Here is a 19,759-nt window from a genome sequence, read left to right on the forward strand (position 1 = left end):
CGGCGGACTTGCTGCGGCTCGCCTACTCACTACTGCTGCTGCAGTACCCGAGCTTCGCTCAGAAGACCGGCGACGCCGCGGATGTGGTAGGTGCTCATGAAGTCGTAGACGTCCAGCGCCGTACCGAACTCGTCCTCGATCTTCGCAAGGACCTCGACCGCAACAATCGAGTCGCCGCCGAGGTCCAGAAAGTCGTCGTGCACGCCGATCCACTTGAGGTTCATGGTGCTGGCCCAGATCGACAGGAGCCGCTCTTCGACGTCGTCGGCCGGACCTTCGAACAGGGTGCACGTGCCGGCGATGACGGCGGACCGGACGTATTCGGTGTCGAGCGTGTTGCCGGCGAGTGGCACGGCGTTGACGAGCAGCACACCGTCCAATCCGCAGCTCGCACCGAGCCGGTCCCACACGTAGCCACGAAGCTCCGGCCCGCTTACGTACTGGGAAAACTCGACCACGCCGATCGTGACGTCCCGATCGTCGTGGCGGATCGTCGTCGCCCGGGCATCACGTACGGCCGGATGCCCCAGCAGGGTGGATGCGAGCTCTGCCAAGCCAACCATCAACCGCTCCTTCAGTAAACGGCGGCAATCCGAGCCGTCGGCGCGGATTGACAACAGTCGCCAATGTGCCACGGAAGCGTGACCGGTCGCAGAGAAGAACCGGCAGAAGTTCCGGAAGTGGTTGACTGCCGTTGCTTCTTGGCGCCAATCCTTGCCCGCGTCGGCCGCGCGATCCACAATTCTCCCGAGAGTGGCGAACCTGCGACTGTTCGCTAATCGACACCATATTGTCGCCGGCCAGGGGGTAATGGACGATGAACGAGATCAGCTATGCACAGTCGTCGCTCGTCGAAGAGGACAGGCCAAGCACCACTACGGAGCGGGTCATCGCCGAGGTGTGGGCCGAGGTACTGAATCTCGACGAGGTCGGGCGACACGACAACTTCTTCGACCTCGGCGGCCATTCGGTGCTCGCGACGCAGGCCGTGGCCAGGTTGTGCGTCGCCCTGGACCGGCAGTTGCCGGAGCGGGCCTTGTTCGACTGGCCGACCGTCGCGACTCTGGCCTCGGCCCTGCCCGGCTACCCCGTCGCCGAACAGGTTGCGCCCATCAGGCGCCGGTGAGCGACAGGCCGGTGGGCTCCGGGACCGGAGCTACGCTGCCGCATCCCGCGGGTCGGACAAACCGATCAAGCCGGAACCACACGACATGCCGGATCCTCACGACATCGAGCGACCAAACTATCGTTCAGAATTTACCGGGGTTTCGCCCGTCACAGGTCATCAGTAAGACGATCTGTAACCGGTCAAACCACCTCCCGACGAATTGAGGTTACTCGCGGTATCCCTGCTCCGCGGCCCCGCTCGAGTGCGCCCGGTTGCCGCCCGAACGACTTCCGGAACAAACGTGATTGATGATCGTCGTTCCGTGATACCGTATGCTGGCCGACATGGTGCGAGTCGAGTTCCGGGTTCTCGGAACATTGGAAGCCGTGGTCGATGGTTCCCCCGTGCCGATAACCTCCCCGCGGCAACGTATAGTGCTGGCCAATTTGCTGATGGCCGCCAACCATGTCGTGACCGTGGAAAAGCTGATCGGCGCAGTTTGGGACGATTCCCCGCCGCCCAGCGCGCGTGGTCAGATCCAGATCTGCATCTCCGCGTTGCGCCGGGCTCTCGGCAGTCCGGAGATCATCGACACCAGCCCGCTCGGTTACTCCATCCGGGTGGCCCGTCAACAGCTCGACTACCTCATGTTCGACGACGCTCTCGCCCGGGGCCGGGCCGCCGCAGCCAAGGGGCGGCTGGACGAGGCGCTGACGCACCTGGACCGTGCGATCGACATCTGGTCCGGACCGGCGTTGGGCGGAGTGCCGGGCCGGGCCGCCGAAGTCGTCTCCCACCGTCTGGAGGAACGGCGGATCATGGCGCTGGAGGACCGCGCCGAGATCCGTCTGGGCCTGGGCGGTCATCGGGAGTTGGTCGAGGAACTGGTCGCGTTGACCACGGAGTACCCCCTGCGGGAACGCCTGTGGGGGTTCCGGATGCTCGCGCTGTATCGGTCCGGACGGCAGGCAGAAGCGCTGGCGACGTACCGTACGGCCCGCACCAACCTGGTGGGCGAGCTCGGCATCGAGCCGAGCCAGTACCTGCGCAAGCTGGAACGCGCGATCCTCAGCCAGGACAGCAGCATCAGCGGCGAAGTGGACGACCGGCGAACCGAGGCCGCCACGAGCGTGCACCGTCCGCAGGAGTTGCCCGCAGATCTGCCGGACTTCGTCGGCCACGCGGCGCTGATCGAAACCCTGACCACCACACTGACCAGCGAGGACACCAAACAGGTGCCGATCGCGGTCATCACCGGCGCGCCGGGCTGCGGAAAGACCTCGCTGGCCCTGCACGTCGCGCACCGGTTGCGCGCCAAGTTCGTCAACGGCAGCCTCTACGCCTGCCTCTACGGGAGCACCACGCAGCCACGCTCGACCGAAGCCGTACTCAGCGACCTCCTGCACGGACTCGGCGTCGCCCCGGCGGCAATCCCGGTCGCACCCGGCCAGCGGATCAACCTCCTACGGAGCCAGCTCGCGACGCGGCGGCTGTTGATCGTGCTGGACGATGTGGGCAACGAGGACCAGGTCGCCGACCTGCTTCCCGGCGTGCCAGGCCCGGCGGTGCTGATCACCAGTCGCCGCCGGCTCGCCGGCATCCCGGGTGCCCGGGCCGTCGACGTCGACATGATGTCGGCCGACGAGAGCCTCACCCTGCTTGGCCAGATCTGCGGGGAGCAGCGGGTCGCCGCGGCGCCCGAGGCCGCGGCGGAGCTGACCGAGATGTGCGGTGGCCTGCCCCTGGCCGTGCGGATCGCCGGGGTCCGTCTGGCTGCGCACCCGCACTGGGCCGTTGGCACCCTGCTGGACCGGCTGCGCGACGAACGCTCTCGGCTGGACGAACTGTCCCACGGTGACGTCGCGGTCCGCTCGCTGCTCGCTGACGTGTACGACTCTCTCACCGTGCCGGCGCAGACTCTGTTCTGGCTGCTCAGTGCGTTGGAGATACACGAGTTCAGCGCCTGGACCGCGGCGGCCCTGCTGGACTGCGATTCGAGGCAGGCCACGGCACTCCTCGACGAGCTCGTGGACGTCCGGCTGCTGGAGGCCCAGCTTTCCGCGCTCACCAAGCAACCCCGCTACCGATTCCACGAGCTGGTGCGGGTGTTCGCGAGCGAACACCGGCTGACGCAGGACGACCGGGAGACCTGCATAGCTGCGGTCACCCGATCGCTCGGTGCCCTGCTCGCCTTCGCCGAGGAGGCTCATCATCGAATCTACGGGGGCCGGTTCGCGGTTCTGCACGGCACAGCACCCCGATGGGCCAACGCGCGCGCCGAGTTCGACCGCTTCCTCGGCGATCCCACCGCCTGGTTCGACGAGGAGCGCATCACGCTGGAGGTGGCGATCCGCCAGGCGGCAGAGCTGGGGCTGGACGAACTGTGCTGGGAGTTGGCCACCGTATCGGTCGCCCTGTATGAAAGGCGCGGCCTGTTCGCCGAATGGCGTACGACCCACAACATCGCGCTGGAGGCCACCAGCAGGGCCGGCAATCGCCGGGGCGAGGCCGCTGTGTTGGCGTCGCTCGGCTCGCTGGGCGTAGCCCAACACGCTGAGGACGATGGCGAGAACCTGCTGCATGCGATGAGCTTGTTCGACGAGGTCGGCGATCAGGCCGGGGCGGCATTGACGCTACGCAACCTTGCGCACCTGGACCGGATCCAGGGTCGACCCGACAGGGCGGTGCTGCGTTACGAGCAGGCACTGGAGAAGTTCCGGGCAGTCGGCGACCTGGGCGCACAGGCCCATGTACTGAGTGGACTCGCGCGTAGCCACCTGGATCTCGGAGCCCCGGAGCGGGCCGAGATCCTGGCGAAGGAATCGCTCGTACTTGGGGAACAACTGGGTAACCGGCGCCTTCAGGCCCAGGCGTTGTACCGGCTCGGTGAGGTGTTTGCCGACTCAAAGCAGTCGCTGGCCGCGAAGGCCGTCTTCCAGTCGGCTCTGGATCTCGCTCGGGCGCAGGACGACCGGGTCGGCCAGTCCTACGCCCTGATCGGCCTCGGCGGGGCCATGTTGGAGCAAGGCGAGTTCACCGCCGCCGAAATTCACTTCAGCGAGGCGGTCGAGATCTGCCGGATGACGCAGGAGCGGAATGTTCATGCACACGCCCTCTTCGGCCTCGGCCGGGTGTACCTGGGCCGGAGTGAGTTCGACACCGCGGAACACTTCTTCGTGCAGGCCGCGAACGCGTTCGCGATGCAGGAGAACAACCCGTGGCACTCGCGCTCCATCGACGAACTGGGCGCGCTGCGCCGGGCCGCCGGCCGGCTGACGACACAGAGCAACAAGAACGAGCCGGCCGGCGAGATGAAGACCTGACCGCGATCAGCCCCGCTGGCCGGCCAGCCGCCAACGTTCGAGCTTCCCGGCGGCCGAGCGCGGCACCTGATCGACGAACGTGACCCGCGTCGGCACCTTGTAGTTGACCAGACCGGCCCGGCAGTGCGCCATCAGCTCACCGGTACTGACCGAGGCTCCCGGCCGGCACACGACGTAGGCGCCGACCGTAGCGCCCAGCACCTGGTCCTCGGCCGCCACCACCACGGCGTCCAGCACCGCGGGGTGTTCCAGCAACTGCGCCTCGACCTCGTTGGGGTAGACCTTCTCACCACCCACGTTGATCACGTCGTGCCGACGGGGCGCGAGGAACAGATAGCCGTCCTCGTCGAGCCATCCGAAGTCGCCGACGCTGGCGAAACCGTCGGCCGTCGTTTCCAGCACCTGGCTGCCCAGGTAGGCGTCGCCTCGGGAGACCCGACCGGCGCGCATGAACACCTTGCCGGTCTGCCCCGGGCCCAGCCGGTTCCCGGCGTCGTCCCTGATGCTGATCTTCGTGAAGAATCCCCGGCCCACCGTGCCCGGCCGTTGTTGCCATTCGTCCCCACGCACCAGGGTGCCGCCGACGTTCTCGGTCGAGCTGTACACCTCGTACAGGTGTTGCGGCCCGACCAGCTCGATCCACCGCTTCTTCGTGAACGAGTCGCACGACGCGGCCGTGTGCATCACCGTACGCACGCTGGCGAAGGAGGCCGGATCGGGCTCGAGAAGCATCAGGATGGTACGCATGTGTGCCGGGGTGAGCTGGATCCATTCCACCGCGTAGCGCTCGACCAGCTCCACTGTCCAGGCCGGCAGGAAGTACGGCGGCAGAATTGTGGTGTTGCCGTCGAGGAGCCCGTCCAGCAGCGTGGTGAACGGGGCCGCGTGGTGCAGCGGACCGAGAATCAGTTGCCGCTGACCGGCTCGCCAGCCGGCGCGACGGCGCAGGGGCAACGGCACCTGGTGCGGATCGTAGCCGAGCGGTCCGGGCCGAATCGCGATCTTCGGCCGGCCGGAACTGCCGCCGGTGGGCAGCAGGTAGGCGATCCGGCTGGCCATCGCCGCCGGCGACCGCGCCGGTCGGCCCGCGTCGGCCTCGACGTCGGCCTCGGCGGCGATGAGCTGGGCCCGTCCGTACGTCTGACCGATGAAGTTGAGGAGCTTCTCCCGCTCGGGTACGGGCGAGGCCGGGTTCAGCGGCAGCAGTGGCAGTTCCGCGGAGAGGACGGCCACGATGTCGACCACCGCCTGGATCGTGTTGTTCGCCTCGATCGCGACCACGCCCGGACCGGTCCCCCGGGCGGCGTCGTCCACCAGTGCGTCCGCCCGCCGGCCGCTCCGCTCGGCCAGCTCCCGCCACGTCAGTACCTGCTCGACGGAGTTCTCGTCGAAGCCGACGACCGCAGGCCGATCGGCTGACATCTCCGCGATATCGGTGATCCGCTGACGGATCGATACGCTCATTCGAGCCTCCCACAATCGAGTGCGTCGTCATCCACCCGGCGGTCGGCGACCTGCCGGCCGGGCCGGCCGAGTGGACGAAACGCAGATCCACCCGGCAGACCTGGCCGGCGCACACATGATGGACGCAGGTCGATGATGGCCCGTCCGGGCCGGCGCACGCAGAGAACAACCGGCAGAACAACGCACACGACCCGGACCCCGAGTCGCTGCCGGTCCTTCTCTACTGCGCGGCGCGAAGCGCTCAATAGCCTTGCGCACATGGTCTCACCAGGGCACATCGACAGTGCCGCGCCGAGCACCCGGACGACGCGGACCCACCAGGCAACCGGTACCCGCGCGCCCCGGCGTCGGGCTCGATCGGTGAGCCTGGTTCCGCGGCCGTCGGTGACCGTGCGGTTCAGTGGAACACGATCGGCCGAGGGGCCCCTCAACATCGGCCAGTACAACATCCTGCAATGGCTGCGTCGTGAGTCGGAGCAGTTCTTCGCGGCCGTCGCGGGGGAACTCGACGTTCCGGCCGCGACCATGGTCGATGACGTCGCCCAGGCACTCGCGGTCTTGATCGAACGGCACGAAGGACTCCGTACCACCTACCTGGACGGCGTCGAACCGCAGCAGTTCGTGCAGGCCACCGGCGAGCTTGTCGTGGAGGTCTACGCGATTGAGGCCGCTGACCCACAACTCGTCGACCGGGCCAGCCTGGCCCGGGACCTTACCCGGCGGTTGCGCGCCGCTGGCGCCTACCGCATCGGCGAACTGCCGGTCCGGGTCGCCCTCGCGGTGTCCTCCGGTGACGCGTCCACCGGCTCCGCCGGGGTGGTGCAGGCGGCGGTGATCGGCTGCTCGCATCTCGCGGTCGACTATCAGGCGATGGAGATCATCAAGCGGGAGTTCGCCGACCTGATCCGTGACCGCGGCGCACGACCGGCCGGCGGACCACCGATCCAGCCGTTGGACCTGGCCGCCCTGGAACGTACGCCCAAGGCCCTGCGGCACGAGGAGACGGTTCTCAGCTACTGGAAAGACCGGTTCTCCCGCATGCCGCAGTGCCTGTACCCCGTCCCGCGGGTCGCCGCCGGCACCGGGTCGGTCTCCGTCGAGATGACCTCCACCGCAGCCGGCATGGCGTTGCGAGCGGTGACGGCGCGCACCAGGACGAGTCGCGCCAGCGTCGTGCTGGCGGCGATCGGCGCGGTGCTCTCGCACCGGACCGGCGTCCGGGAACTCGTGCTGCCAACCCTGTCCGCCAATCGCTTCGAGCCGCACCTTCGGCAGCACGTCGGTAGCCTCGCGCAGCTCGCGTCGATCACGCTCACGATCAGTGACACCACCTTCGACCGGCTGGTCCGGCAGGCGTGGGCTGCCGTGGTCGACGCGAGCCGACACGGCCGTTACGACGTGGACCGGCAGAGTGCCATCGCACGCCGGATCGAGCACGAGCGTGGCGTCGTATTCGATTGCGAACCGCTGTTCAACAACCTTGTCATCGAGTCCGGTCGGGCCGGTGGCCGGACCACGACACCGGTACCCACGCCGGATGAACTGGTCGCCGCGCGCCGCACGACGCAGCTGCGGCGGCAGCCGATGCCCGCCGGGACCACGCTGATCCGCTTCGATCTCTACGGCACCGACGGACAGCTGCGTCTCGGCTGCTGGAGCAGTGACACCGGCCGAATCCCCGACGACGAGGTCGAATCGCTGCTCCTGGCGGTCGAGAACCTGCTGATCGCGGCCGGATCCGCTGACCTCGGCGCCCGAGGGATCCGCGACTCGATCCCGCTCAGCCCGGTACAGCGGGGCCCCGGCTGGCTGCTCGTGGACGGCTGCTGGATCGAGGTGGCCGAGGTGCAACGGTTGCTCGACGACAACCTGCCGTCGACCGGTGCCCGAATCTTCGCGGAGGTGGACGGCCTGCCGTTGGTCGCCTATCTGGCGCGGACCGAGGCCATCCGCACCCCCGAACAGGCCCACGCCGCTTGCCTGGCAGCGGTGAAGGCGTATTCGACGGCGATGACACCACGGCGCTACGTCATCTGCGAACGCGTTCCGGACAACCCCGACGACCCGGCCGCCTGGCTCGACGTGTGCTCCCAGGGATCCGGCCGAAACGTCGGGACCGGCGACCCCGGGCCCTGCTGATCCGACCCGACCACCAGATGCAATGAAGGGAGCCGACGGTGACCACGAGCAACATCACGCCCGTACGCCTCACACCCGCGGTATCAAGCCATGAGTCGACACTGCCCGCCGTGCTGACCGCGCCCAGCAGTGGCGTACCGGCCGAGAGTCAGATCGCCGAGATGCGGGATTCGGTCCGTCGGCAGCTGCGCACCCACGGCGCGGTCCTGCTGCGTGGCTTCGACATCGGCAGCGTCAGCGGGTTCGAACGGGTCGTCCGGGCGGTGTCCGGTGCGCCGCTGTCCTACGCCGAGCGGTCGTCGCCGCGTAGCACCATCGAGGGCCAGGTCTACACCTCGACGGACTACCCACCGACCGAGGAGATCTTCCTGCACAACGAGAACTCGTACCAGGCGACCTGGCCGCTGACGCTGTTCTTCTACTGCATCACCCCGCCCGACACGCAGGGTGCCACGCCGCTGGCCGACACCCGCCGGATCCTACGGTCGATCGATCCGAGCGTGCTTGAGGAATTCACCCGGCGCGGCTGGACCGTGGTACGCAACTTCACCGAGGGCTTCGGGGTGCCGTGGCAGCAGGCGTTCAACACCACCGACCGGGCCGAGGTCGAGCGCTACTGCGCGCGTAGCGGTGTGGAGGTCCAGTGGGTCGGGCGCAATGGCCTGCGTACGACGGCCCGCCGCCAGGCGGTGCACCAGCACCCGGTGACCGGCGAGACCGTCTGGTTCAACCACCTCACGTTCTTCCACGTGACCACGCTGCCCGAGGAGGACTGCGAGGGGCTGCGGGAGATGTTCGACGAGGCGGACCTGCCCACCAACACGTACTACGGCGACGGCGGGCGAATCCCCGACGAGGTCGTGGCGCACCTGCGCGACTGTTACCGAGCCGCCCAGCGCCGCTTCGACTGGGAGCGCGACGACGTACTGATCGTCGACAACATGCTTGCGGCTCACGCCCGCGAGCCGTTCACCGGGCCACGCAAGATAGCCGTGGCGATGGCCGAACCATTTCCGACTTCGTGAGGAAGGTGGCACCTGACCGACGGAGGGACACCGCTGCGGCGGCCCTCCGTCGGCCTGCCCGGGAGAGACTGATCAGCCCCACGGCGTGTCACCGGCGACAGCGACCACCGACGTGGTCGACGAGACGATCAGGCGCGGACCGGAAATCATTGAAACCAGCAACTCAATACCCCTTGTCTGCTTCGGCTCTTGTGCCGGCTGCCGCCGACAGAAACGAAGCTATGGCCGGCCGTTTTCGGCTCCCCATCACGACGCTTTCCTCGCCGGCCGCTGCCTACCCGATCGGCGATAGCGGTGTGAAGGTGCCCGGGACGACGGTTGAGCAAGAATTGCCTACTCTCCGTCAACGAAGGCGACCCTCCTCATGGCCTCATGGTTGGACCAGCGGACCGCTCCGCATGTCGGCACCGCAACGCTGATCTGCATACCCAGCGCCGGTAACGGCGACTTCCAGTTCGACCGATGGCCCGACACCGTCGGCCCATGGTGCGTTGTCCGCCCGCCGGTCGTGGGCGACCCGAGCGGCGACGCACCGGGTACGCGGTCTAGGGCCCAGCCCCCTTCGGGGCTGCCGGAACGAGCCGCGGAGCTCGTGGCGGACCTCAAGCGCCGAGGGATCGAGGAGTTCGCGTTGTTCGGCCACGAGGGTGCCGCGCTGCTCGGCTACCAGGTCGCGGTCGAGCTGGACCGGCGGGGCGCGCCGGCACCGCTGCGCCTGTTCGTCTCGGGCTGTCCCGCACCCCAGTACCTCCGCCGCCATGCCGGCGAGGCGCACACCGAACCGACCGACGACGAACTGACCGAGCGGGTACTGGCGACCGCAGTGGCCATGGGGACCATCCCGCTGCCGTCGATCGTCGCCGCCGGCGTACGGGCGCTCCGGGCCGAACTGAGCGCGTTGCGGGCCTATCAGGTGCCCCACCCGGTGCCGCTGCGCTGTCCGCTGACCGCGATCCGGTGGCTGGACCAGGGCATCGAGGCGGAGGTGGTGGCCGGCTGGTCGGCGTACGGAGACACCGATCTGGTGCAGTTGCCCGGATCCGGATTGAGCTATTCGACCGAGCCGGCCGATCTGTTGCGGGTCATCGGTGACCGGATGCCGGCCGGTGGCCCACGTCGGCCAGCCGACTGGTGACGGCGGCGCGGTCGCCTCGCCCGCGCAGCCTCCGCTGACTGCCGACCGTGGGAACGACCAGCCGCACCTGAGTGCCCCGTCGTCCGCGGCTGCACGCCGGTGTGCAGCCGCGGACGACGGGCTCAGATCAACCCGGCCGCTACCCCACAGGCCACGGCGTGGGCGCGGTTGCGAACCTGCAACCGCGCCATCATGTCGTAGATGACGTTCTTCACCGTGTGGTTGGAACACAGCAACGACCGGGCGATCATCGCGTTGTCCTGGCCCTCGGCCATCAACGCGAGCACCCTCGTCTGACGGGGCGTCAGCGGCGACCGGCCGGCCGTCCAGGACGTTTCGGCCTGGTTCGGCGTACCGGTGCCACCGAGCACCCCGACCAGCACCTCGTGCGGCAACCGGACCTCCCCGTCCCGGGCGGCCTGCACGGCGGCGGCCAGCCGGCTCGGTGTGACGTCGGCGAAGCGGAGCATCACCAGAGTCCCCGAACGCAGTACGCGTACCACGTCCGTCGGTGAGAAGCGGTCCGCGACGAGCAGCGTCCGCTGTGTCGTGGGCCGCGGCCGCGGCGGGCACGCCGTCAGCGCCTCATGCACCGTGTCGACCGCCGTGACGATGACGGTGTCCGGTGATTCGTACGGGTCGGGCACGGGTGTGACGCCGGCACGCCGCAGCGCGGCCAGCACCTCGGCCCGGATGGTCGTGTTCGGGGCTACCACGTGTGCGGTCAAGGCCATCATGATCTTCTCCTGTTCGCCGTTCACAACATCCCGGCCCGCAGGGCGAAGGCCACCGCGTGGGCCCGGTTGCGCAGCCGGAATCGTCGCGTGATGTCGTGCACGACACTTGTCACCGTGCGCGTCGAGTAGCACAGCTCCTTGGCGATCTCACCGGTCTCCCGGCCCTCGGCGATCAGCCGCAGCACCGCGCGCTCGCGGTCGCTGATGTTCGATGCCAGGGTGCCGGCCGGAACCGCCGGCGCGGCGAGCAACCGGTCGAGCATGTCCGGCGAGACCGTGCAGTCTCCCTCACCGGCGGCCAACACCGTGCGGGTGAGCCGCTCCGCGGTCGCCTCCCGGCGCCGCAGCAGGCCGCGGGCACCCGCCGCGATGGCTCGCAGCGCGTCAGCCGGCTCCACCTCGGGCACGACGAGCACCACCTCGGGCCGGTCCGCGCCGGCGCGGATGGCCCGCACCGAATCCAGCGCGTCCTGGCCCAGCTGGTCGACCACCAGGACCGTGACCGCCGCCTTCTCCCGCGCCGTCACCACAGCGATGTCCGGGCATCCGAGCATCGCGCTCGTCACGCCCGCTTCCAGCACGGGGTCGGTCGCCATGACGTTGACCCACATCGGTTCGCCCATCACGCCTCCTTCGTCGTCACGCCGGGGCGTGGCGTCGGAATGTCCTGGCCGGATGGTTCCGCGACGAACTAACTGGTCGCTGTCGACTCGCTGTCGACTCGCTCTCAGCCGCCGGCGCAGCCTGATAGCGGAGCATCGACTCGCCATCGTCGCGTCAGCGCCGGTCGTCCCGGCCGTGACGCGACGGCCGGCTGCGCCGCCGGCCGACCCGGCGGCGGCAGCCTTCCCGTATGTCTGCCGATTCTTCTCTGCAGGCGATCCGCGTTTCCGTGGCACATTGACAACCGTTGTGGATCCGTGCCGAGAACGTCGATTTCCGTCGTTACCGGAGGAGCGGTCGATGAAGGATGCCAGCTCGTCGCCGGCCCCCTACCTGGACGGACACGGATCGGGAAAAGCAAGGGTCGGTACCGAAAAATCGTCGAATCAGCAGGACGTGGGTGAACAAGTGATTAGTTCTGACGTCAGTGACATTGCCGCAGACCTTGCGGCGAACGCCACTCTTCTGGAGATCGCCGAGAATCTGGGACTTTCGCCGCTACTCGATCGCGGGACCCCGTTCACGCTGGCCGAGGCAACTACCGCGACCGGCGTTCCCGAAGCTCGCGCTCTCCTCTTCCTGCGCGCCATGTCCGCCGCCGGGCTGCTGGAGCGCGACACCGAGACCGGGCCGTTCACGCCCTGCGCGGAGCTCGCGGACCGGCGGTACGAGGCGGGCTACCTCTCCTGGTCGCTCAGCGCGAACCGGCCGTTCATCGATCACGCGGAGCGGTTTCTGCGTGAGCCGGACGCGGCCGGCCGTCAGCACCAGCGCGACGGTCGACTGGTGGCGGTGTCGTCCCGCTGGATCGGCTCGCGCGGTTTCTATCCCGGAGTGCTGTCCGAGATCATCAGCCGCAAGCCCCGACACATCGTCGATCTCGGCTCCGGCGCGGGCGCGCTGCTGATCCGGCTGCTGACCGAGCTGCCCACCAGCACCGGCGTGGCCCTGGACCTCAGCCCGGGAGCATGCGAGGAGGCCGAACGTGCCGGTCGCCACGCCCAGGTGGACGACCGGCTCACGGTGGTCAACCGGTCCGTCGAAACGCTCGTCGACGACCCCGCCCCCCTCGACGGCGCGGACATCATCCACGCCGGCTTCGTCATGCACGATGTCGCTCAGCATCCCGAGGTCTTCGCAGGCGTGCTGCGGGCCTGCCGCGAGCACCTCGCCGACGGCGGCTGCCTGGTGGTCACCGACGCGGTGCCGTACGTGGACACGCCGGGCGAGCGCGCCTTCAGCGCTCTCTTCAGTTACCTGCACGAGAGCTCGATGGGCGTACGGCTGCCGACCGAGGACCGGTGGTGCGAACTCTTCCGGCAGGCCGGTTTCTCCGCGGTGACCAGCACCGCCCTGGGGATGCCCGGCAGCCGCCTCTTCGTGGCCACGCGATGAGCCGGAACGGCGGAGCAGCGGCCCTCGCGGAGCACGATGCCGAGCGCATGGCCCTGGCTCTGTACGAGGCGCGGAGCAACCGCGTGCCGATCGCTCCGTTCACCGACGCCTGCCCCACGCTCGACGCGGCCGGCGGATACGCCGTCCAGCGCCGGCTGACCGAGCTGCTGATCGCCGACGGCGAACGGGTGGTCGGCTACAAGGCCGGGCTCACCTCCGCCTCGATGCAGGAGATGTTCGGGGTCCACGCCCCGGACTACGGCCCGGTGTTCGCCTCGACCGTCCGCGCGGACGGTGCGAGCTTCGCTCGCGGCGAGTTCATCTCGCCGAAGGTGGAAGCCGAGATCGTCTTTCGGCTGGCGAGGCCGTTGACCGGTCCTGGCGTCACCGTGGAGCAGGCCCACGCGGCGATCGGCGAGGTCATCGCGGGTCTCGAGATCGTCGACTCCCGGATCACGGATTGGCGCATCCGGCTGGGCGACACGATCGCCGACCTCGCCTCGAACGGCGCGGCCGTGCTGGGACGCTCGATCCCGGCCAGCGCGGAGCTGGACTACCGGCTCGTGCGAATGGCCTTCCGCCGCAACGGGGAGTTAATCGCGTCCGGTCAGGGCGCCGACGCCCTGGGCAACCCGGTGGCGGTGGTGGCGCTGTTGGCGAACCTGCTGGGCGAGAGTGGCGTCACGCTGGAGGCCGGTCAGTTGATCATGACCGGCGCCCTGCACGCCGCCGTCCCGTTGAGCCCCGGTGACACCTACACCGCCGAATTCGATCATCTGGGCTCGGTCACTCTGCACGTCACCAATACGTAGTCCCGACGCGGGTAGGAAGGCGATCCCCTCGATGAATTCAGAACGACGGCTGTCAGTTGGGGTGCTCGGCGCCGGGCTCATCGGCGTCGACCTGGCGGTGAAAGTCGAGCGGTCCGCTGCACTGGACCTTCGCCTCGTCGCTGGCCGGACCGCCGACAGCCCGGGCCTCAAGCGGGCCGCTCGGCTGGGGCTGCCGGTCGCCAGCCGAGGCCTGTCGTCCCTTGCCGACCTCGACGAACCGCTCGACGTGGTCTTCGACGCCACCAACGCCGGCTCGCACGCCGAGCACGCGGAGACACTGACACCGCTCGGCACGCTGCTGATCGACCTCACGCCCAGCCGGATCGGGCGGATGGTCGTCCCCACCGTCAACGGCGCGGAGGCCGCCGCTCACCGCGACCTGAACATGGTGAGCTGCGGCGGGCAGGCATCGGTGCCGATCGTACGAGCGATCACCCGAGCCCACCGCATCGACTACGTGGAGGTGGTCGCGACCGCGGCGACGCTCAGCGTCGGCCGCGGGACCAGGCTGAACCTCGACGAGTACGTGGAGACCACTCAGGACGCGCTCCGCGAGTTCACCGGCGTCGGGGACGTGAAGGCCATCCTCAACGTCAGCCCGGCTCGTCCACCGGCGACCTTCCGGGTGGCCATGTCGCTGGTCGGCGAGGGCCTGACCCACGAGTCGGTGCACCCGCTCGTGGCGTCCGCCGCCGCCGACGTCCGTGCCTTCGCCACCGGCTACACCGTGACGAGTTGCATCGTGAACGACAACAAGGCGTTCATCGCCGTGGAGGTGACCTCCGCAGGCGACCAGATACCCGCCTACGCGGGCAACCTCGACATCATCAACTCGGCTGCGATCCGGGTCGCCGAGCGTTGTGCGGTGGAACGCCGACCGATCGAGGCCATGGAGGTCGTGTCATGAGCCAGCAGGCTGCGCAAAGTTCGCCGAGACAACCGATCCTGATCCACGACCCGACGCTGCGCGACGGGCACCACGCCGTCCGCCACCAGCTCGGGCGGGAGCAACTTCGGGCGTACGCTGCCGCCGCCGACGCCGCCCGGGTACCCGTCGTCGAGGTGGGGCACGGCAACGGCCTGGGCGCCTCGTCCCTGCAAGCCGGCCGAGCGCTGCTCAGCGACGAGGCGATGCTGTCGGTGGTCCGGGATGCGTTGACCACCACCAAGCTCGGCGTCTTCATGCTGCCCGGCTGGGGCACGACCGAAAGCATCCGGCTGGCCGTCTCGTACGACGTCGACATCGTCCGCATCGGCACCCACTGCACCGAGAGCGATCTGGCCGAACGGCACCTCGGGCTGCTGCGCGACGCGGGCGTCGACGCGCACGGCGTGCTGCTGATGAGCCATATGGCAAGTCCCGAGCGCCTGGCCGAGGAGTGTGCGCGGCTCGTCGAGTTCGGTGCGACCGGCGTCGGCATCCTCGATTCCTCCGGCCACTACCTGCCGCAGGACGTGAGCACGCGGATCGCGGCCATCCGGTCCGCCGTCAGCGTGCCGGTGATGTTCCACGGGCACAACAATCTCGGTATGGCGGTGGCGAACTCCATCGCCGCCGCCGAGGCGGGCGCCACCATCCTGGATGCCTGCGCCCGGGGGTTCGGCGCGGGTGCCGGCAACACGCAGCTGGAAGTTCTCGTGCCCGTGCTCGAACGGCTGGGCTATGACACCGGCATCGATCTCTATCGACTGCTGGACGCGGCGGACATCGCCGCACGGGAGCTGATGCCCGCGCCGCCCACCATCGACTCGATCGGCGTGGTGAGCGGTCTCGCCGGGGTGTTCTCCGGGTTCAAGAACCGGGTGCTGGACGTCGCCGCCCGGGAGGGCGTCGATCCGCGCGACGTCTTCTTCGAACTGGGCCGCCTCCAGGCGGTGGCCGGGCAGGAGGACCTCATCGAGGACGTGGCGCTCTCGTTGCGTGCCGGGTCCACGGGTCAGCGTGAACGGACGGCAAGCCATGTTTGACCAACTCAAGACCATCCTGGTCGAGGATCTGCAGATGCGGACCGAGGACGTCGTGGCCACCGCCGATCGCACCGAGGTCGGCCTCGACTCCCTCGCCGTGGTCGAGCTGTCGGACCTGCTCAGCAAGCGGCTCGACATCCACGTCTCCGACTACGAACTGCTGGAACTCGCGACGGTCGGCGATATCGCCGAACTGGTCGCGGAGCGCTGTCGTGCGTGAGGCCGCGGGGCCGACCGCCGGAGCGTCCCATGCCGTCACCCGGGCCCTGTCGCGCAACGAGTCACCGCACGGCCCGTTGCCGGACATCGTCGCCGCGGTCGCGGCGAGCAGCCGGGACGTCAACCGCTATCCCGACCCGGCCTGCACCGACCTGACCGTGGCGCTCGCCCGGCGGCACGGTGTCGCACCGGACCGGGTGGCGGTCGGCGCCGGATCCTGTGCACTGCTCCAGGCGGTGTTCCAGCTCGCCGGGCCGGGTGCGACGGCCGTCTACGCCTGGCGTTCCTTCGAGTACTACCCGATCCTCGCCGGTCATCTGGGGATCCAGTCGGAGCGGGTGCCACTCGCCGACGACGTGCACGACCTCGCCGCCATGGCCGATCGCATCACCGCCACGACCCGGTTGGTCGTCATCTGCAACCCCAACAACCCCACGGGTACGCTGCTCGGCCTGGACCGGCTGCGCGCGTTCCTCGATCGCATCCCGCCGACCTGCCTGGTCGCCCTCGACGAGGCGTACTTCGAGTACGTCGACGAGCCGATGGGAGCCAGTGGTCTCGCGCTGTGCGACAGGTATCCCAACCTGGTGGTCCTGCGCACGTTCTCGAAGGCGTACGGCCTGGCGGGGCTCCGGGTCGGCTACCTCATCGGCGCGGCGCGCATCGTGGCGTCGCTGCGCGAGATGACGCTGCCCTTTGCGGTGAGCGCGCCGGCCCAGCACGCGGCGGTCGCCGCCCTCGCCCTTGAGGACGTGCTCCTGACGCGGGTCCGGCAGACGATCGCCGAGCGCACCCGGGTGCGGGCTGCTCTGCTGGCCGACGGCTTCACGGTCCCGGCCAGCCAGGCCAACTTCCTGTGGCTCGGGCTCGGCGAGAACGCGGGCCCGTTCGGCAGTTGGTGTGCCCGCGCCGGGATCGAGCTGCGGGTCTTCGACGGGGAGGGCGTCCGGGTGTCGCTCGGTTCGCCCTCGGACAACGACGCGTTCCTCGCGGCGGTACACCAGTGGCGCGTCCGCAACGCACCGGAACTACTCACGACTGGAGCGCTGAGATGATGCCCGAGAACACAGCCCTTCACCGGAAGGTGATCGTCGCGCCGGGAATGTGCAGCGGCGGCTCTCTGATCTTCGGGCGGATCGGCGACTGGACGTGGGAATCGGTTGCCGAGACCTGCCGCACCAACGTGCACGCCGCCCGTACCGCCGAAGGCGAACCGACCTACCTCTCGTTCTACTACTACCGGGTGCGGGGCGGGAAGGTCGTGCATCCGCACGGCCTGGCCTTCGGTGACGAGCTTGAGGTGACGTCGAGGGTCTTCCAGTTCGGCGGCGGCTCGGTTCTGACGTTGCATCGGCTCGCGCCCGCCGGCTCCGGCCTCGGCACCGCGTTCCTCGACCCGGCGGAGGTCTACGAGACGCCGGACCCGGAGTGCATGTACGCGGAGACGCTCAACCGGTGGATCGCGCGCGGCAATCCGGGCAGCAACCGGGTCCTCTCCGAAACCGTCCCCCACGGCTTCGACAACGCCGACCTGCCACGACTCCCCAACCAGTTCTCACCGCGTACGCTCGTCGGTCGCGCCCGCGGTGCGGGCAGCTTCCTCACCCCGGCACCGCCGGGATTCGCGGTCGCCGGGGGCGAGCTGTCCTTCGAGTACGCACTGGACGCCGTCCGGGACATCAACGGCGCCGGGCTGGTCTACTTCGCCTCGTACTTCTCGATCTTCGACACGGCGCTGTTGCGGCTGTGGCGTGGGCTCGGCCGCACCGAGCGGCAGTTCCTCCAGCGGCGGGTGATCGATCAGAAGGTGGGTTTCTTCGGCAACGCCGACCTGGGCTCGCTGTTCACCGTGACCGCCCGGAGATGGCAGAACGTTGCCGACCCGCTCTCCGAGATCGCCGACCTGGAACTGCGCGACTCCGCCAGCGGTCGGCTGCTGGCCGTCGCGGCGATCGAGACGGAAACGCCGTCGACGCTGATCTGAGGACGTCGACCCGACAGGTCGCGGGCCCCGGCCCGCACCCCACCGGCCACCTGATGGGCGCGGTTGCGAACCGGCAACCGCGCCCATCAGTGCGTAGCTGACGCTCGTCACCGGGTGGTCGCCCTCGCCAGCAGTCAGCCCGGATGCGGGCACTGGTGTGGGACCGGGGACACGGCCACGGGCGCCGGGCACGGGCGCCGGGTACGGGCGCCGGGTACGGATGGCTGATCCGGGCGGGCCGCCCGCGCCGGGGTGGGACGGCCCACACCAGGTCGCACCTCAGCGCCCCCGGCAGTCGGCTTCCGGGGACCCTGACCCGCGGCGATCCCGCAACAGGGTGATGTCCGGGCCGACGTCGGCCCGGACATCACACTCTCTGCGTATATCGGGTGAACTGTTCCACGGGTGTTGCTGCCCGCTCCGGCCCGCCGCTGGCAGCGCGCCGGAGCGGGCTACCGAGCAGCTGCCGTCGCCGGCTCGGGCTCGGGCTCGGGCTCGGGCTCGGGCTGCGGGCTGGTCGGCGCCACCGGATCGAAGTGCCGCAGCGCCACCACCAGGTTGACCGCCGCGAGGGTGGACAGGGCCGCGAGGACGAGCAGGGTCGTTGTCACGCCGAATCGGCCGATCGCCATCCCGCCGGCCAGGAAGCCCAGCGGGCCGGCGATGTTGCTGATGGTCATGACCGCCTGGATGACCTTCGCCCGGATGTCCGCCGCGAACCGGGTGGCCAAGATGCTGAAGAACGGGGCGTTGGACAACGGAAGCGCCGCACCGGACACCGCGAGCGCGGCGACCAGGACCGGCACCGGCACGTCGAACAGCAGCACCCACCAGGGCAGGACGAGCTGGAAGGCGGCCAGCCCGAAGACCATCGTCGGGGACAGCCGGCTGCCGATCAGATAGCTGACCGCCGCCCCGGCGATCGCGCCGGCACCGAAGCCGGAGAGCAGCAGCCCACCGACCCTGGCATCGCCGGCGAAGCGGGCGAACGCCAGCAGCGGCAACGCGAGCATCAGGACCCGCATGAGGAAGCCGAAGCTGATGGTCGTGACCATCACCCGTCGCAGGAAGTCGTCCCGGAGCAAGGCGCGTACCCCGGCCAGGACTCCCGAGTGGTCCGGGGTCTGCCGCTCCTGCGGTGCCGGCGTCACCGACTCCGTCCGCCGCGTGCGCGGCACGAACCACCACAGCAGCAGACCCGACACCGCCGAGGTCACGGCGTCGAACAACAGCACCTTGTCCGCGCCGAGCGTCGCGATCAGCACGCCCGCTATGGCCGGGCCGGCCAGCGCGGCGATGTTGAAGCACCCTTCGAGCACGCTGTTCGCCCGCATCAGCGCCTTCGGGTCCGGACCGGCGAGTTCGGTGGCCAGGTCGCGTTGCGCGGCGAAGTAGGGCACTCCGAGCACGCCGATCACCGCGACGATCGTCAGGAGCAGGGGAAAGCTGAGCAGACCCAATGCGGCCAGCGCAGGTATCGACCCGATGGCCACGAACTGCGCGAAGTCGATGACCACCATGGTTCGGCGTGCGCCGTACCGTTGGATGACCTCGCCGCCCGCGAATCCGAGCACCGCCATGGGAAGCACCGACACGGCGAAGACCAGACCCGCCCGCGGTGCCGAGCCGGTGCTCTCCAGCACCAGCCACGGCAGCGCGAGCGTCGTCATCTGGGTCCCGACGGCGGACCCGGCGCCGGCGGCGTACACCGCCGCGAGGGCCCGCCTGGTGGTGCCCGGTGCGGGAGACGGCGCGGTCGACATACC

17 protein-coding genes are annotated in these 19,759 nt (G+C 69.3%); 12 read left to right on the top strand and 5 right to left on the bottom strand.

The window, feature by feature from the left end; translation table 11 throughout:
* Window positions 1-29 precede the first annotated feature (29 nt).
* The gene (locus tag KBX50_RS33255) at window positions 30-740 is read right to left on the bottom strand and encodes a phosphopantetheine-binding protein (RefSeq protein WP_210935526.1); all 711 of its coding nucleotides are present in this window, start codon (window positions 738-740) and stop codon (window positions 30-32) included.
* Window positions 741-817: 77 nt separating this feature from the next.
* On the opposite strand from KBX50_RS33255, the gene KBX50_RS06695 reads away from it, so the two are divergent.
* Together KBX50_RS06695 and KBX50_RS06700 are read left to right on the top strand one after the other, a co-directional pair.
* A complete protein-coding gene (locus KBX50_RS06695) occupies window positions 818-1,126 on the top strand; it encodes a phosphopantetheine-binding protein (protein ID WP_093402991.1) in 309 nt (102 codons plus the stop codon).
* Window positions 1,127-1,452: 326 nt separating this feature from the next.
* A complete protein-coding gene (locus tag KBX50_RS06700; RefSeq protein ID WP_210935528.1) occupies window positions 1,453-4,431 on the top strand; it encodes a BTAD domain-containing putative transcriptional regulator in 2,979 nt (992 codons plus the stop codon).
* 6 nt (window positions 4,432-4,437) lie between these two features.
* On the opposite strand, the gene KBX50_RS06705 is transcribed toward KBX50_RS06700, so the two are convergent.
* Window positions 4,438-5,895 (bottom strand): class I adenylate-forming enzyme family protein, encoded by a 1,458-nt coding sequence (locus KBX50_RS06705; RefSeq protein ID WP_210935529.1) that lies wholly within the window; start codon window positions 5,893-5,895, stop codon window positions 4,438-4,440.
* A 360-nt stretch (window positions 5,896-6,255) separates the two neighbouring features.
* On the opposite strand from KBX50_RS06705, the gene KBX50_RS06710 reads away from it, so the two are divergent.
* The 3 genes from KBX50_RS06710 to KBX50_RS06720 all read left to right on the top strand — a co-directional run bounded on the left by KBX50_RS06710 (window position 6,256) and on the right by KBX50_RS06720 (window position 10,194).
* Window positions 6,256-8,034, top strand: coding sequence for a condensation domain-containing protein (locus tag KBX50_RS06710; protein WP_210935530.1), 1,779 nt, complete (start codon window positions 6,256-6,258; stop codon window positions 8,032-8,034).
* 161 nt (window positions 8,035-8,195) lie between these two features.
* Window positions 8,196-9,059 carry a TauD/TfdA family dioxygenase gene (locus tag KBX50_RS06715; RefSeq protein WP_247673282.1) on the top strand — a complete coding sequence of 288 codons (864 nt, stop codon included), beginning with the start codon at window positions 8,196-8,198 and terminating at the stop codon, window positions 9,057-9,059.
* Between the two features lie 364 nt (window positions 9,060-9,423).
* Window positions 9,424-10,194 carry a thioesterase II family protein gene (locus tag KBX50_RS06720; RefSeq protein WP_247673204.1) on the top strand — a complete coding sequence of 257 codons (771 nt, stop codon included), beginning with the start codon at window positions 9,424-9,426 and terminating at the stop codon, window positions 10,192-10,194.
* A gap of 122 nt (window positions 10,195-10,316) precedes the next feature.
* Here the strand turns inward: KBX50_RS06720 and KBX50_RS06725 are convergent, their stop codons facing one another.
* Both KBX50_RS06725 and KBX50_RS06730 read right to left on the bottom strand, forming a co-directional pair.
* Window positions 10,317-10,931: a LuxR C-terminal-related transcriptional regulator gene (locus tag KBX50_RS06725; RefSeq protein WP_247673205.1), complete on the bottom strand. Its 615-nt coding sequence runs from the start codon at window positions 10,929-10,931 to the stop codon at window positions 10,317-10,319.
* 20 nt (window positions 10,932-10,951) lie between these two features.
* The gene (locus tag KBX50_RS06730) at window positions 10,952-11,554 is read right to left on the bottom strand and encodes a LuxR C-terminal-related transcriptional regulator (protein ID WP_210935532.1); all 603 of its coding nucleotides are present in this window, start codon (window positions 11,552-11,554) and stop codon (window positions 10,952-10,954) included.
* Between the two features lie 448 nt (window positions 11,555-12,002).
* Between KBX50_RS06730 and KBX50_RS06735 the strand changes: the two genes are divergently transcribed.
* Genes KBX50_RS06735 through KBX50_RS06760 form a run of 7 tightly spaced genes read left to right on the top strand, consistent with a single transcriptional unit; the run spans window position 12,003 to window position 17,993 of the window.
* Window positions 12,003-12,989 (top strand): trans-aconitate 2-methyltransferase, encoded by a 987-nt coding sequence (locus KBX50_RS06735; RefSeq protein WP_210935533.1) that lies wholly within the window; start codon window positions 12,003-12,005, stop codon window positions 12,987-12,989.
* Window positions 12,990-13,036: 47 nt separating this feature from the next.
* On the top strand, window positions 13,037-13,801 hold the full coding sequence (locus KBX50_RS06740; RefSeq protein ID WP_247673206.1) for a 2-keto-4-pentenoate hydratase: 765 nt from the start codon (window positions 13,037-13,039) through the stop codon (window positions 13,799-13,801).
* A gap of 31 nt (window positions 13,802-13,832) precedes the next feature.
* Window positions 13,833-14,729, top strand: a complete 897-nt coding sequence (locus tag KBX50_RS06745) for an acetaldehyde dehydrogenase (acetylating) (protein WP_210935535.1) — start codon at window positions 13,833-13,835, stop codon at window positions 14,727-14,729.
* The gene (dmpG, locus tag KBX50_RS06750) at window positions 14,726-15,790 is read left to right on the top strand and encodes a 4-hydroxy-2-oxovalerate aldolase (protein ID WP_210935537.1); all 1,065 of its coding nucleotides are present in this window, start codon (window positions 14,726-14,728) and stop codon (window positions 15,788-15,790) included. Before KBX50_RS06745 ends, dmpG begins: the two co-directional genes overlap by 4 nt.
* Complete coding sequence (locus tag KBX50_RS32685; RefSeq protein ID WP_247673207.1) at window positions 15,783-16,010, top strand: acyl carrier protein; 228 nt, start codon at window positions 15,783-15,785, stop codon at window positions 16,008-16,010. Before dmpG ends, KBX50_RS32685 begins: the two co-directional genes overlap by 8 nt.
* On the top strand, window positions 16,003-17,064 hold the full coding sequence (locus KBX50_RS06755; protein ID WP_307870867.1) for a histidinol-phosphate transaminase: 1,062 nt from the start codon (window positions 16,003-16,005) through the stop codon (window positions 17,062-17,064). The genes KBX50_RS32685 and KBX50_RS06755 overlap by 8 nt, the downstream gene beginning before the upstream one ends.
* Window positions 17,064-17,993 (top strand): LnmK family bifunctional acyltransferase/decarboxylase, encoded by a 930-nt coding sequence (locus KBX50_RS06760; RefSeq protein ID WP_247673208.1) that lies wholly within the window; start codon window positions 17,064-17,066, stop codon window positions 17,991-17,993. Before KBX50_RS06755 ends, KBX50_RS06760 begins: the two co-directional genes overlap by 1 nt.
* A 452-nt stretch (window positions 17,994-18,445) precedes the next feature.
* Here the strand turns inward: KBX50_RS06760 and KBX50_RS06765 are convergent, their stop codons facing one another.
* A complete protein-coding gene (locus KBX50_RS06765; RefSeq protein WP_210935541.1) occupies window positions 18,446-19,756 on the bottom strand; it encodes an MFS transporter in 1,311 nt (436 codons plus the stop codon).
* Between the last annotated feature and the right edge of the window lie 3 nt (window positions 19,757-19,759).

This window comes from Micromonospora sp. C51, assembly GCF_018070435.1.
GTDB classification, from domain to species: domain Bacteria; phylum Actinomycetota; class Actinomycetes; order Mycobacteriales; family Micromonosporaceae; genus Micromonospora; species Micromonospora sediminimaris.